Source organism: Vibrio chagasii (assembly GCA_041879415.1).
Lineage (GTDB): Bacteria > Pseudomonadota > Gammaproteobacteria > Enterobacterales > Vibrionaceae > Vibrio.
Map to the genome: position 1 here is coordinate 1,566,415 of CP090851.1, position 13,418 is coordinate 1,579,832.

Sequence of the window (13,418 nt, forward strand, 5' to 3'; positions counted from 1 at the left end):
TCAGCTTAGATAGCTCAGCCTTAAATGTTAGCGTAATGTTACTAACGCAAACCAACGGTATGAGATATGCAGCACGTAAAGCTACTAAACCGCAGCACCTTCGCTGGGCTCGCAGCAACACTAGTTGGGAATGGTATTGGCCGCTTTGCCTACATAGCATTAATGCCTGTGCTCATTCAAAGTGGGTGGTTCTCAAGCGAAGATGCCTCCATACTCGGCGCAGCTACACTGATTGGCTATATTTTCGGAGCACCTGCTTCGAGCTTTTTACAAAGATATTATTCAACAGGCACACTCATACGTGCCTCTTTATTGCTAAGTAGCTTTAGTTATCTGGGTTGCGCCTTAAAGTCTGTCCCCTTTGAATGGTTTTTAACACTTAGAACTATTGCTGGTGTATCCGGAGCGATACTCATGGTACTCGCTCCCCCTGTGATCACCAGCCTTCACCCGCAAGAAATGAAAGCAAGAATCAGTGGCGTCGTGTTTTCAGGCATTGGCATTGGCGCGATGATTTCAGGAACCATCATACCTTTACTTATCTACCAGAGCGTTGAGAGTGCATGGTTAGGTATGGGGGCGATCGCTTTCGTTGCAACTGTCCTGACGTGGAACGCTTGGTCTCTTGAGGTTAAGCCAACCCATTGTGATAAAAGTCCATCGACGTTTGATGCCTTATCTAAGAATGAGCGCATCAGTGTTAGCTGTGTACTGTTAGCCTATACCTTCAGCGCTATCGGCTATTTACCTCATACTCTTTTCTGGGTGGACTATATTGTTCGAGAGCTAAAAATGAGTTTTGCGAGCGGTGGGTTTTATTGGGCTGTTTTTGGTATAGGAGCAGCGATTGGACCAATAGTAACCGGTATATTAGGCGATAAGTTTGGACTTAAAAAAGCACTATTAGCGGCGTTTACTTGCAAAGCTGCCGGGGTTGCTCTTCCGCTCTTAAGCACCAGTGAAACAGCACTTTTTGCTTCATCTTTGTTGGTCGGTATGTTTACGCCTGGCACCGTAACACTGGTATCAACCTACACCTTAGAAATCGTTGGGACACAACTCCATACGAAATCTTGGGGAGCAATGACAATGGCGTTTGCTATATCGCAAGGAATCGTCGGCTTCGTTATGGCTCACTACGCCCCTCAACTCACCAGTTATAACCTGTTATTTATGATCAGCGCGAGTGCACTGATTTTGTCGATACTCTGCATCGCATTTACATCAACCAAACAGCAGACATTAAACACTGCTCAAACAAGTTCTTAGCAAAGGAATCGCTCATGAAACTGTACTTAAACGACACCTCTCCATTCTCCAGGGCAGTGCTAGCAACGGCCTATTTGTGTGATGCTCCAATGGTTCTTGAATGGGTCGACCCGTGGCAAACACCGAGCACATTAGTCGCAGTTAATCCATTTAGTACCATTCCGGTTCTAGAAACCAGTGATGGGGTTGCACTGACCGAGAGCTTAACGATCTGCGAGTTCCTCATGCAAGCATACCCAACAGAAAAACTAGCAGCGACCAAGGCTAGCGATACTCAACGCATGTCGTTATTGGGAGTAAGTAAAACGTTGATGGAAGTAGCATTTCGATGTGCTGCATTGAGCCGCTTCGAAGCTGAGCAAAACGAGCTAACGATTAGGGGAAAGGAAGGTATTCAAAGAAGCGTTAAAGAACTTATCGGGCAGTTGAAAAACAATGATGATTTGCTCAAGCCTGACTTCTCAACATTGTACCTACACATCGCATTAGATTATGTCTTATTCAGGCATGCTAATTTGCTTTCAGCAGAAGAGCGCGACATCCTCACGACTGCCTTACATAGTTCGCCTTTTAAAGACATATTGGCAACACTTAGCCTAGAGTTGCTTTCAAAAAAGCTTAACTATTGCGAATACAAAAATTCCTGATCACTTTGACAAGCGTTATGGCGAATAAATCTAACAACACACATAACGATCGGTATTCCATTCCTCCCCTTTCCCATTGCCAACAAGAGATTGGAAATGTAAACCAAGGGGAGGTTAGGAGGGGATTGTAAGTCGTATCTGCCACTTTGTTTTGTTTGCGTTACAGAATACAAAAAGGCCTCGCACACGCGAGGCCTTAGTTTTATCTATAGAATGATTACAAATCCCCTACTTCACTGATTTAACCGCTTTCATCAAGGTTGCGTTGAACTGCTGTGGTTGCTCAAGCATTGGGAAGTGACCTGAGTCTTCAATGTAGTAAATGCTGTAATCCTTAATGTGTTTTTTGTTCGCTTCTGAGTCCGTTGGCCATAGGCGCGCGTTAACCAATATTACTGGCACATTCACGTTCTCATACACGCGGTGAGCTTCGCCTGTCACGTATTGGCCTAGATAATGACGGAACTGGTTTATCGCGATAGCTGGCGGTGCTGATGCCATGTCTTGCGTTACCCAGTAAAGTAAATCCGTGTCCACGTCTTTTGGTAGCGAGTCTTTCACGAACATAGTCATACCCGCTTGGAAGTCTGCTTCAAACGGTTTGGTCATTACATTTAGGTCGCTTTGTGAAACCGCGAGTGCTACGTTTTGCGATGTGTCGACACCAATAATGCCCTTCACTCTTTTCGGCATCAATTTAGCGGCTTCTGCAATTACTCCACCCGCCATGGAATGTCCGATTAAGATGACGGATTCGAGTTGTTCTTTCTCGATTACCGCTTTGATGTCTTCGGCGAACGCAACCATGGTGTACTCTTCGCGGTTGAACGATGAGTTACCGTGCCCTGCTAAGTCCATGGTGATCACTTGGTACTGCTTTGAAAACTCGCTCACTTGGTTTTGCCAAAGCCTGCTGTCTAAGCTCCAGCCGTGAATGAAGATCAGCGCTGTATCCCCACTCCCACTTTTGCCATACGCAATTTGCTCACCATCGTGAGATATCGCGATACCGTACTTAAGCATTGAATCATGAGCCATGGCATTAAAGCTACCAAGTGCCATGAATACCAAGAGTGTGATATTTAGAATTAAACGTTTCATAGTGTCTCTCACTTACTTTGGAGGGAACACACAAAGTGCCCCTCTCAATCAATATAGCTACTATGAAGTGTGAAGCTTTAGACAGGTCAATAGTGATTTAGATGAACACCTCTCCCGAGCTTGGTAACTTAACCAACTCATTTCTGCCCCATTATGTGCTAGAGCTAATACTCATTTACAGTCTGTTAATATTGATTTGCCCTACTAGAAGTTATCCGAATGGATTAGATATCATTATCAACTAAATGTTGTAATTTCTTAGGCTTGCTCTTGGTGAGCATAGCAGCTCAGTTCGTGATACCTTGATTTAGTTTCATCAAGTTACGCAACAAAGCTATATCGATTAACTAAACACTAAGTTTTTTGGATAGTTTATACTCAAAACATAGTTTTTTTGCATCTTATGTCACTGTTTTTAAAAACTTTAATTGTATGATCAGGGCGGCAGCATAAGATTGTATCGCTGAACATTTTCGATATAAAAAAATTGAAAATATACTAAATGTGAGCCTACTGCCTGGCTTAATTTTTTGGTTTGAGAGTCAACCAACCCAGTTACCTCATCAACCCGATGCGGATAACTCACGATATTCATTCCATCTCAACATATGATATAGAAAAACTTTCCGACCTTGCGAATTTTAATTCAAGAAAAATTGGTTTTGGAAAGGCGATTCGGGCCTGTTTTAATTTACCGATAAGAGATAAGTTCATGATTGGGCAGTTCACTACAAAACCGCAACTTACAATCAGTCATCGTACTTTTTGGTTCAGTTAAAGGAAAAGCTTACAAATTTGAATTTCCGGATTAATTCAGCAGGGTATGAAACGTTTCACGCTCGTGTGCTAGAAAATAACGATAGGAGTATAAAAATTCTCATGGGAAAAATCACAATTTTATTGTTGCTGTCCACTGTACTACTAGGATGTGCATCAAATTCTGGCAGTGCTACCAAAGAAGACTTTAAAGACATAGAAAAAATAACACTTGCAGAAACAACTTTATCTCTGGAAGAGAAAAATGAGCTGTTTACGATAATTTTCGAAGCGGTTCATGATTCATCTCCATTTGTGGCAAGCCCTCATCCAAAGCGTCCTCGAGAGCGTTCATCCCATAATTCGGGGAGCAGCATTGTTTACCGAGGGGGGACAAACTTGGACTATGAATATGATTTTACTATCAACGAGGCTAATCAGGTCGTCCGTGAAATCATGAGTAGAGAATGGCACGGCAAGCAAGAGAGGGTCAGGGACTGCTTATTATGCTTGGATAATGGTTTTAATGAATATGTAGATGAGGTCCTGGCAGCGTCAGTGAAAGTTTATAACGAAGCCCTTATCCAGCCTAATTCATTAGTTCAACAAAAAAAAATCATGGAGGCAGAGTTAGCGTCTGCACTTGAGCGTACAAATATCAATGTACATGCTTCATCAGCTTATCCGGCACAGCTAAATGAGAAAATCAAGAGCGGGGTTCGACTGACAATGGTTCCTGGTGAGTTCAAATACTCAAAACGCGCAGGACTTGAGCTTGTTGACCCTTATATTAAGGTGACCATGCAATTGCCACGTAGCTACCAACGAGTTCAAAACATTAAGTATAATTACTCACCTTCTCGCCTAGCTGTTGGAGACGAATATCAAGTTGATGTTCAAGTTCAGTCAGGCGTGTACGACATGTTACCGCTTGTGTATAAAGCAAAAGATAAAAATATTCATGCAGTAATTGATGATGGTACTCTTAAAGTAACAAATAAAACTGACAACTTTATTAATATAGAGTCTTTTACTATCTATTGGGGTGAACATGCTGATACGATCAAGAACTTGGAGTTGTCTATTCCTCCCCAATCTGTGAGTTCAAAAGGGCTCAGCAAGCAATTTGATATTTACAAAAATTATTATAATTATAATTCAGACAGGTACGTTGATGTTGAAAGCTTAGGCTCTCGTTTCGATTTCGGTGTAGCGATATCATACTTCAATATTGACACAAATAAGCGGAATACTTTATTTCAAAAAAGAGCTTATTCACGCTCAGATCTTGATTAGTAAGTATAACCATGAAGGTTAATAGCCCACGTTTACCTTTATCTAAGGAAATGTGTAGGTGGTCCTCTAGAGGATAAGATATTAGAACCAGTATCGCTAAATAGCATAAACGTATCATGAGAAAGGCGTCACGATGACGCCTTTTTTAATCCCCCCTCAACCTGCCCTAAAATCCGCTCAAAGTCCTCTCTTGTCACGATCTTCTCGCCAATCTCGGCAAGCACGACATTCAACGTAGTCACCGATTGAGAGAGGGAGGGACGAGTGAAGAGGTACGCGAAATAAAGTAATCTGATCCGACAATACTGGACAACTCACTAAGTCATTTTTCAATACGAAAAGTTATCTGTGTGAAGCTAAATTAGTACATGACTAAACGCGGAAATATCCAATAATGAGTTAGCATCCGTTTCCTGATGTAAAAAAGCCTCGCAATGCGAGGCCTTTGATTTTCTATCTATCAGAAGAGATTACCGATTTCACATCTTCGGCTAATGCAACCATAGTGATCACTTGGTACTGCTTTGAAAACTCGCTCACTTGGTTTTGCCAAAGCCTACTGTCTAAGCTCGAACCGTGAATAAAGATCAGCGCCGTATCCCCACTCCCACTTTTGCCATATGCAATTTGCTCACCATCGTGAGAAATCGCGATACCGTACTTAAGCGTTGAATCATGAGCCATGGTATTAAAGCTACCAAGTGCCATGAATACTAAGAGTGTGGTATTTAGAATTAAACGTTTCATAGTGTATCTCAGCTTACTTTGGAGGGCATACAGAAAGTGCCACGATAAAGTGCTAAGTTGTAAATGGGTCAATGATGATTTTTAACGAAAAACCTCGGCGATTATAAATTGAAGAACTCACTGTTGCCCCGATATGAGTTGTAGCTAAATTCTAGTGACTGGTAAAGTTACGTTATTTTTATTGATATTAGTTCAAAGGTTATACTCGCTCTCGAGCATTATCTAGTACGTATTAGTATGACAATTAAATAATAGGAGTTATTTACATAGAACAACTAACATTAGAAATGTTAGTTGTTTTCTGCGGAGAAGTGCTTGAGTTCATTGATAGCGTGACATCCATATTTTTTTATCATTCTATCTAAGAATATAGGCTCAATGAATGCAGTATGTGCTAGGTCTCCTTTTAGTTTTTGTATTTCCTTTACAGATAACTTCCGCTGTACAAAATGATGTATAGAAGCTGACAGTTTGCGTTTTGTTTCCCTCCCTACACTCAACTTGCCATCATTCGTCAATGTTATACCCGTTACATGTCTATTATGTGCTTTCGAGGATAGTACTGTTTTTTTAAGATTAACTTTAATTTGGCCATCGTAGAGGTGGTTAAGTTCTTTCCTAACTCTTGCAGGAAACTTTATAAGAACACCCTTTTCATTTGTTGAAAACGTTAAATCATCTGCGTATCTAGAGTAGTTAATACCTAATTTATTACAATGTTCACTAATAACCGTATCAAATCTGTAAAGAATGAAATTTGAGACGATCGGAGAACTAGGAGCTCCGATACTTAAAACTAACTGAGTTGCTCTTCTACGTTTCCAGAAAAGAAAACCTTCCAACAACTCTGCATCTTGCTTAGATACTTCTACTCCATGAGCACGACATTCTCTAAAAAAAAGAGAGGGGGTTATGCTAGGAAAAAAGTCCTTTAAGTCCATTTTTAATAAATACTTTGACTTGGCATGTGGCTGAGCGTTGTCTTTAATGCTTAACCCTTTGGTGTAAGCCTTTGCCGCCATGTGTATTGGCAACTGTTGTTCTAGTAGGCTTACGATGATTCGTTGAATAAACTTGAGCTCTTTTGAAGGATGAGCAATGATCCTTCTTTCTTGTGAGTTTCGCTTAGCGATGGAGTAGACCTTATAACGATAAGGCGAACTAGCAGAAAATGAACGAATTTCTTCATCGTCCATGAAAAGTGAACTAGCTAATATATCTGTTAAATTCACTACTCACCACCTTTAAGTTTCTTCTGTATTTCAGTCGCAGCGGCTATTCTTTTTCTAGCAGCACCATCATGATTGTCAGTTACGTATGACATTTTTAAATTCATCACTAACCTTTTTTCGTCGAATGCTGCCGATTGTTTATTAGATCCAAACTTGATTCTCGGGCTAGTCCTATCCAGAGGATAATAGAACTTATAACCCCCTCCATACTCGTAAGTATCCAAGTACCCTAGTCTGCTTAGTAAATACAATAACCTAGTAATTTTTCCTCTCTCTTCATCAAGCCCCAATGAAACTAATGCTAACTCGATTTCAGTTAGTAGAATCGGAAAGGATAATCGAATGATCTCTAATACTAAAAGTGCTACATGTCCGGAGTTCTTCTGATTAAATGCAGGATGTTTAGGCAGGTTGTTCCGCTTTTCTAACAAAGTATCACATAAGTCTTGGATATGAATTGAGGGATAATCTAAGACCCTATTATCAGGCCAAGGGTATATTGCGACAGAAGATGCTTCACGACTACGAATGTGATCTAATGGTCCGAGATAGATAAAAGAATCCTCTCTTTCTGTCTCCTCTCTCGGAGCCACGATTAGAAGTTTTTTATAAAAGTTAGGTTTGGTACAGAACATACCTAACTCTACCAATGAACCGGGACTTTCTAACAAAATGACAACGACTGATGCTAACTGTGCTATGTCGTCTTCAAATACAAGTAGATCACTGTAAGCATGCTCTCTAAAGTAATCTTTAAATGTTTCCGCTAGAACAACTTCAGTTTCAATATCGGGGTAGCTTGAGGCAAGCTTATCAATTAAGCGTTGACGAAAACTCAAGGGGATTGGTGCTTTTACGTCGATAGGGCCGCCGCAAACAAAAATTCGATGGTCGGGATAGTTGACCTTAAACTTATTGACATCAAAAGGCTCAAACGCGCCTATTATGGCATCCTCGAATTTTTTACTCACTACTGCTAGTTCCCTTAAAAATATAGACGGACACAAGGTGCCCGCCTATATGGTGATTTACTCTTTACTCAGAGGCTAGCGTTAGAACTTTCTCTGACGCTCCTGAGGTACGAAGGATCGTTAGAAAAGTTCTAACGCAACCCTAAATACACTCAATAAGTTAGTGTCTAGCGAAACGCCCGACAAGGTTGAAATCAAATTCTACCCAAAACGCTAAAGAGTTAACCAAGTATATCAAAAACACTAAGTCTCACAAGGTTTTAAAAGGCATAACGATACCATTGAGGGGTTATTCCCTAATCTTTGTACGACAAAAACAAAAAAGGCCTCGCAATGCGAGGCCTTTGTTTTTCTATCTATCAGAAGAGATTAGTCGCGAAGTGCTGCGCCGAATTTCTCTGAGATTGAAGCTACGATAGCATCTACTGAACCAGCGATGTCTGCATCTTCTAGTGTGCGCTCTACAGACTGTAGAGTCAGCGCGATAGCTAGGCTCTTCTTGCCTTCTTCTACGCCCTTACCTACGTAAACGTCGAACAGTTTAGCGTCTGTTAGGAATTCGCCACCAGCTGCGATACACGCTTCTACGATGTCACCAGAAGCTACTGCTTCGTCAACAACAACGGCGATATCACGACGGTTTGCAGGGAACTTAGATACTGCTACTGCTTCTGGAAGCACGCGAGTGTTGATAGCTGCCCATTCGATTTCGAATACGATAGTACGGCCGTTAAGACCAAACTTACGCTCTAGTTCTGGGTGAACAGTACCAATGATACCCACTTCTTTACCGTCTACTACGATAGCCGCAGTTTGACCTGGGTGAAGTGCTGGGTGCTTAGCTGCTTTAAAGCTGTAAGCTTTCTCGTTCGCTGTTAGCTCTAGAACTGCTTCTAGGTCGCCTTTTAGGTCGAAGAAGTCAACCGTGTTAGTTGCAACGTCCCAGTGCTCTTCGCCGCGAGTACCAGAGATAACGCCCGCAAGCATCATTTCTTGGCGCATGCCGTTTTCAGCTGTTTCTTCAGGGATGAAACGTAGGCCTGATTCGAATAGACGAACGCGAGACTGTTGACGCTTCTGGTTGTGAACCACTGTGTTTAGAAGACCTTGGATTAGGCCAAGACGCATTGCTGACATGTCCGCAGAGATTGGGAATGGCAGGATTAGCGGCTCAACACCAGGTACAACAAGTTTTTGCTGCTCTGGTTCTACGAAGCTGTAAGTGATTGCTTCGTGGTAGCCACGGTCAACTAGAAGATCACGAACGCGCTTAAGCGGTTGGTCAGCTTCTTTGTGGTCGTTCATCTTAAGTGCCGCTTTAGGCGCTTGGTTTGGAATGTTATCGTAACCGTAGATACGACCTACTTCTTCAATTAGGTCTTGCTCGATTGCGATATCGAAACGCCAAGATGGAGACGTTGCCGTCCAACCTGCGTCCGTAGTTTCCACTTCACAACCTAGACGAGTTAGGATTTCTACCACGTCTTCAGATGGGATTTCGTGACCTAGTAGGCTGTCTAGCTTAACGCGACGTAGAGATACTACGTTTGCTTTTGGTAGGTCAGCTTCAGATTCGCTGCCGTTTACTGGCGCAACTTCACCACCACAGATATCAACTAGAAGCTGTGTTGCACGCTCCATTGCTGCTGCTTGAAGTGTTGAGTCAACACCACGCTCGAAACGTAGAGAAGAATCTGTGTGTAGGCCGTAAGCACGTGCGCGACCACGGATGTGATCCGGTGCGAAGAATGCTGCTTCTAGAAGTACGTCTGTCGTTTCAGTTGTTACACCAGACTCTTCACCACCAAAGATACCAGCGATTGCTAGTGCTTTGTTGTGGTCAGCGATAACAAGCGTGTTGCTGTTTAGTTCAGCTTCGTTGCCATCTAGAAGTGTTAGTTTTTCGCCCTGCTCTGCTAGACGAACCACGATGCCACCTTCGATCTTAGCTAGATCGAATGCGTGCATTGGTTGGCCTTGCTCTAGCATCACGTAGTTTGTGATGTCTACAACTGGGTCGATTGAACGGATACCACAACGGCGCAGTTTTTCTTGCATCCAGATTGGTGTTTCCGCTTTCACGTTTACATTCTTAACCACACGGCCAAGGTAACGTGGACAAGCATCAGTTGCTTTAACTTCAACAGATACTGTGTCTTCAATGCTTGTAGCAACAGCTTCAACTGCTGGCTCTGTAACGTCTGCGCGGTTTAGTACGCCAACTTCACGAGCAAGGCCACGGATGCTGAAGCAGTCTGCGCGGTTTGCTGTTAGGTCTACGTCGATAGTTACGTCGTTAAGCTCAAGAAGCTCACGTACGTCCATACCTAGCGTTGTGCCTTCTGGCAGCTCAAGGATGCCGTCAGACTCTACGTCGATACCTAGCTCAGAGAAAGAACAAAGCATGCCGTGCGATGGAACGCCACGTAGTTTTGCTTTCTTGATTTTAAAGTTACCAGGCAGTACTGCGCCAACTGTTGCTACTGCTACAGTTAGGCCAAGACGACAGTTAGATGCACCACATACGATGTCTAACAGCTCTTCTTCACCGATATCAATTTTAGTTACTTGTAGTTTGTCTGCGTCTGGGTGCTGACCGCACTCAACCACTTTACCTACTTTAACGCCGGTGAATTCACCAGCAACAGGTTCTACATCGTCAACTTCCAAACCAGCCATAGTGATTTGGTGAGCTAGCTCTTCGCTGTTAATTGCAGGTTTAACCCACTCGCGTAGCCAAGATTCACTGAATTTCATAGTTTCGACTGCCCCGGATTACTTGAATTGTTTAAGGAAACGAAGGTCGTTCTCGAAGAACGCACGAAGGTCATTTACGCCGTAACGAAGCATCGTTAGACGCTCTACACCCATACCGAATGCAAAACCAGAGTATTTCTCAGGGTCGATGCCAACAGAGCGAAGTACGTTAGGGTGAACCATGCCACAGCCTAGAACTTCTAGCCATTTGCCATCTTTACGTTTCACGTCAACTTCAGCTGAAGGCTCTGTGAACGGGAAGAATGAAGGACGGAAACGCACTTCAACTTCTTCTTCAAAGAAGTTACAAAGGAAATCGTTAAGAATGCCTTTAAGTTGTGCGAAGTTTACGTTCTCATCAACTAACATACCTTCCACTTGGTGGAACATTGGCGTGTGAGTTTGATCGTAGTCGTTACGGTAAACACGACCCGGAGCAATGAAGCGGAATGGCGGTTTGCCGTTTTCCATCGTACGGATTTGAACACCAGAAGTGTGCGTACGTAGCATTAGATCAGGGTTGAAGAAGAAAGTATCGTGATCAGTACGAGCTGGGTGATCGTCTGCGATGTTTAGTGCATCAAAGTTGTGGAATGCATCTTCGATCTCAGGGCCAGACTCAGTGTTAAAACCAAGCTCACCAAAGAACTGTTCGATACGCTCAACTGTGCGAGTAACTGGGTGAAGACCACCGTTCTCAATGCGACGACCTGGTAGGCTCACATCGATAGTTTCTTCAGCTAGTTTCGCTTCAAGCTCTGCACGTTGTAGTGCGTCTTTGCGAGCTGCGATCGCTTGTTGAACAGCACCTTTCGCTTTGTTGATCTCTTGACCAGCAGTGCGACGCTCTTCAGGTGGAAGTTTACCTAGGCTTTGTAGTTGAAGAGTTAGTTCACCCTTCTTACCTAAATACTGAACTCGCACTTCATCAAGTGCGACTAACGAATCTGCTGTATCAATAGCAGTCGTTGCATTAGCAATGATCTCTTCTAGATGTTGCATCATTTCCTCATCTACCAGTTGGTAGTGTCCGTATCGGATGATTAGTTTTTTTAGATAGCTACACATAGTAATCAAACACGCAACCAATGCCAAATTGAATCGCTAAAAGAACAAGTTATTGCCTAAAAACACGGCAAATTTAACGTTAGAAAACAGAATTTCATTGAAATCGGTGAAATCAGAGAGAAACCGATACAAAAACGTCACCAAGTGAGACAGTTTGATTACATTCACCGAAGCTAGGTTGAGGCAGTGTTGTTCACAGGATTTGGATAGGAAGGATGGAATTGAGATCAGAATGTACAACTGAGATAACTAGGTAGAACTGAGATAAGAGACCAAGGAGCGAGGTTTAAGGCCATCGCTCCTTGGTTTATTCATAGAAAAGCTCAATTTGAACGTAAATAACTGAAGCTAAAACATCGAGCCTTTAGAAATAATACTCCAATGCTACTTCGACAAAATCATCTTTACGAGCGAAGAACAGCAAGTCCTCTGGGGTTTCGTTCTCAAACAACCACGCATTCAATCGCCACTTGAGGTTGTTGTTAATACGGCTTGAGGCTTCTAGCTTAGCACTATAGACATCACTGTTATCTAAGTCTTGAGTGATGCCAGTCAGCACTTCGGTGCCGTCTTCATCGTTCAAAGCGAAACGCGCGCCAAGGAACACATCGTTTTGACCGATGGTTTGCGCATTGTTGCCTCGGCTGTCATACAGGTATTCAGCGATGAAGCCGATGTCCCAGTACGACTCAAGCGCCCCAACCCAAGTGTATTCAAAGCCTGTTGCTACGCCGGTGTGGTTGTCGTAACTGTCGCGATAAATGCTTTCCAGCTTCCATAACCAGTCACCAATAATGCCCTGCACATCCAATCCGAAATGCTGCATTTGCGCATAGTATGGCTTGAGCTGGTTGCCTTGCACACGGTAGTAAGGGTCGCGGTTTGTACCGCCTAAATAACTTAAACCGACATCCCAATCACCGTACATTTGGCTATAGCGTAGCGCCACATCGACGTGCTTTTCTTCTCGCGAGGATTCATAAAGCGCATCGTCCGAAACGGGCACAGTTGGCCTTAATCGTCCGTCTTCGCCTGCAAAGGTACGCTCACGAAAATACGGCAGTAACATGGCGTCGACGGTGCCCCACTCTTTTATCGAGGTGAAGTGCACCATAGGCTGACCTAGCTTGGATTCGCCATCGACCGATTCAATGGCGTCGGTTTGGTTTACCACATCCACTAAATGCGCCGATTCGGTCACGCCCCAAAACACTTTGCCTACACCTGCTCGCAGTTCGTAGTCGTCCCAATAGGTTAAATACAAGGCTTCGCGAATATCACCATGAGTTCGTTCATCGTCTTCACTGTCTAGGCGATAAAACGGGGTGAAGGTAAAGCTGCCGTTGCCCTCTTCTTGCTCCCAGTAAAACTCTGGCTGCAACACCAGTGAGCTTTGCCCTTTATCTTGCCCTTGTAAGCCGTCGCTAAAGAACTGTCTGTGTTCAATATTCACCTGCCCTGCGATTTCAGGACTAAAGCCTGCCGCCACACAAGGCAACGACACCTGCATAAGCCCGACAGTCGCCGCCAAGGTTAAGGATAATTGGGTTCCTGTTGCCACAATCCTTTTCATA

9 protein-coding genes and 1 pseudogene are annotated in these 13,418 nt (G+C 43.3%); 3 read left to right on the plus strand and 7 right to left on the minus strand.

What is annotated here, in order from left to right:
* Window positions 1–66: 66 nt before the first annotated feature.
* Both L0991_07040 and L0991_07045 read left to right on the plus strand, forming a co-directional pair.
* Entirely contained in the window at window positions 67–1,269 is a 1,203-nt protein-coding gene (locus tag L0991_07040) for an MFS transporter (protein ID XGB63820.1), read from the plus strand.
* Window positions 1,270–1,283: 14 nt separating this feature from the next.
* Window positions 1,284–1,916, plus strand: coding sequence for a glutathione S-transferase N-terminal domain-containing protein (locus L0991_07045; GenBank protein ID XGB63821.1), 633 nt, complete (start codon window positions 1,284–1,286; stop codon window positions 1,914–1,916).
* Window positions 1,917–2,144: 228 nt separating this feature from the next.
* On the opposite strand, the gene L0991_07050 is transcribed toward L0991_07045, so the two are convergent.
* Window positions 2,145–3,017 (minus strand): alpha/beta hydrolase, encoded by an 873-nt coding sequence (locus L0991_07050; GenBank protein ID XGB61209.1) that lies wholly within the window; start codon window positions 3,015–3,017, stop codon window positions 2,145–2,147.
* Between the two features lie 879 nt (window positions 3,018–3,896).
* Here L0991_07050 and L0991_07055 point away from each other — a divergent pair.
* Window positions 3,897–5,069 carry a hypothetical protein gene (locus tag L0991_07055; GenBank protein XGB61210.1) on the plus strand — a complete coding sequence of 391 codons (1,173 nt, stop codon included), beginning with the start codon at window positions 3,897–3,899 and terminating at the stop codon, window positions 5,067–5,069.
* A gap of 468 nt (window positions 5,070–5,537) precedes the next feature.
* Here the strand turns inward: L0991_07055 and L0991_07060 are convergent.
* The 6 genes and pseudogenes from L0991_07060 to L0991_07085 all read right to left on the minus strand — a co-directional run bounded on the left by L0991_07060 (window position 5,538) and on the right by L0991_07085 (window position 13,417).
* Window positions 5,538–5,816: pseudogene (locus tag L0991_07060) on the minus strand (alpha/beta hydrolase).
* Between the two features lie 290 nt (window positions 5,817–6,106).
* Complete coding sequence (locus tag L0991_07065) at window positions 6,107–7,048, minus strand: retron St85 family RNA-directed DNA polymerase (protein XGB61211.1); 942 nt, start codon at window positions 7,046–7,048, stop codon at window positions 6,107–6,109.
* Window positions 7,048–8,019 (minus strand): retron St85 family effector protein, encoded by a 972-nt coding sequence (locus tag L0991_07070; GenBank protein XGB61212.1) that lies wholly within the window; start codon window positions 8,017–8,019, stop codon window positions 7,048–7,050. The genes L0991_07065 and L0991_07070 overlap by 1 nt, the downstream gene beginning before the upstream one ends.
* 369 nt (window positions 8,020–8,388) lie before the next feature.
* The gene (pheT, locus tag L0991_07075) at window positions 8,389–10,776 is read right to left on the minus strand and encodes a phenylalanine--tRNA ligase subunit beta (protein ID XGB61213.1); all 2,388 of its coding nucleotides are present in this window, start codon (window positions 10,774–10,776) and stop codon (window positions 8,389–8,391) included.
* An 18-nt stretch (window positions 10,777–10,794) separates the two neighbouring features.
* A complete protein-coding gene (gene pheS, locus L0991_07080) occupies window positions 10,795–11,778 on the minus strand; it encodes a phenylalanine--tRNA ligase subunit alpha (GenBank protein XGB63864.1) in 984 nt (327 codons plus the stop codon).
* A 430-nt stretch (window positions 11,779–12,208) separates the two neighbouring features.
* Window positions 12,209–13,417 carry a hypothetical protein gene (locus L0991_07085; protein ID XGB61214.1) on the minus strand — a complete coding sequence of 403 codons (1,209 nt, stop codon included), beginning with the start codon at window positions 13,415–13,417 and terminating at the stop codon, window positions 12,209–12,211.
* Window position 13,418: the final 1 nt, after the last annotated feature.

Coding starts and splice junctions, on each gene's coding strand:
- L0991_07040 (XGB63820.1), top strand. CDS start 67: ATGCAGCACGTAAAGCTACTAAACCGCAGCACCTTCGCTGGGCTCGCA.
- L0991_07045 (XGB63821.1), top strand. CDS start 1,284: ATGAAACTGTACTTAAACGACACCTCTCCATTCTCCAGGGCAGTGCTA.
- L0991_07050 (XGB61209.1), bottom strand. CDS start 3,017: ATGAAACGTTTAATTCTAAATATCACACTCTTGGTATTCATGGCACTT.
- L0991_07055 (XGB61210.1), top strand. CDS start 3,897: ATGGGAAAAATCACAATTTTATTGTTGCTGTCCACTGTACTACTAGGA.
- pheT (XGB61213.1), bottom strand. CDS start 10,776: ATGAAATTCAGTGAATCTTGGCTACGCGAGTGGGTTAAACCTGCAATT.
- pheS (XGB63864.1), bottom strand. CDS start 11,778: ATGCAACATCTAGAAGAGATCATTGCTAATGCAACGACTGCTATTGAT.
- L0991_07085 (XGB61214.1), bottom strand. CDS start 13,417: ATGAAAAGGATTGTGGCAACAGGAACCCAATTATCCTTAACCTTGGCG.